We start from the raw sequence: 1050 nt of genomic DNA, 5'->3' as shown, positions 1-1050 counted from the left end.
GGCGACGCCCAGGTCGCCGTGCTGGGGGCGCGCTCGTCCGCCGGATCGCTCTGGCACGCGCTGGAAACAGGGGCGAAGCGGCTCAAGGAGAAGGTGGCGTGACTGCCCAGATCATCGATGGAAAGGTGGGCGCAACTGCGTTCGAGGATTTTGAGGTACTTGGGTACTTGTGGAATATGCTCGCAGCTAAGCCACATGGCGTCCCGGCCCCACCAGAGATGGGGGACGCCGGCTAGACCGGCCTGACAGAGCGCGCCTCTCAGCGGCAGTTCCGTGATCGAAAATACACTCCACGGTCGGTCGCCGCCTCGAGACCATCAACGAATGAGCTGTTACTGAGCATTGAGACGTAGTGGCTTTCTTCATGGGGAGCTCCATCTTCACCTATTGAAGACCGTGACGAGCGGCACCCCGAAAAGCCGCGCCCAGGCGGTCGTGCTCGCGTTCTGGAGGGCGACTATGGAGGTACCGGCGGTCCACCAGCCATTGCCGGTGGCAACGATCGCGTCGGGCGTGTGCAGCATCGACTGCAGGACGGGCCAGACGACGAGCTGCTCGTAGCAAATGAACGGCGCAACCCGCCGGCCGGCGAGCTCGACGATGGGATTAGCGAGGAGATGCGCCCTCGCGCCACCGCCCTGCCCCGCCAACCGGCGCCAGGGCTGCCACATGGAGACCGGGACCGGCATCCGCTCACGATAGAGGACGCCGGCCTCTCGCGCGGAGATCTCAACCAGGACGTTGTCGTAGCCCTGCGGATCAATGACGGCCGCGCCCGCGATCACGCGGATGTCCGTGCCGCTGAGCGCTTCGCGCCAAAGATGCTCGACCGTCGGCGTCCAGAACCCGAGCGCGCTTTCGGGAAGCACGGCGATATCGCCTCCGTGCTGCGCAGTTCGCATCACCGTAGCGATCAGGTCACGCTGCCGCTCGAGCGTGCCGTCGCGACCGAGGCTTCGCCCCATCTCCAGGTCGACGCCACGGAAACCGTCAGGCAAAGGTGGCTCGGTCCAGAATGCGGCGGACCAGAACCAAAAGCCTCCCAAGGCC

At 65.4% G+C, this 1050-nt stretch carries 1 protein-coding gene; it reads right to left on the bottom strand.

Features of this window, described 5'->3' with window-relative positions:
• Window positions 1–380: 380 nt before the first annotated feature.
• A partial coding sequence (locus tag EOA78_RS35555; RefSeq protein ID WP_245478011.1) for a conjugal transfer protein TraB occupies window positions 381–1050 on the bottom strand: 670 nt, incomplete at its 5' end.

Source organism: Mesorhizobium sp. M5C.F.Cr.IN.023.01.1.1 (genome assembly GCF_003997585.1).
GTDB lineage: Bacteria > Pseudomonadota > Alphaproteobacteria > Rhizobiales > Rhizobiaceae > Mesorhizobium > Mesorhizobium wenxiniae.
Note: the sequence above shows the minus strand (reverse complement) of the source record. Positions and strands in the feature narration are given on the sequence as shown.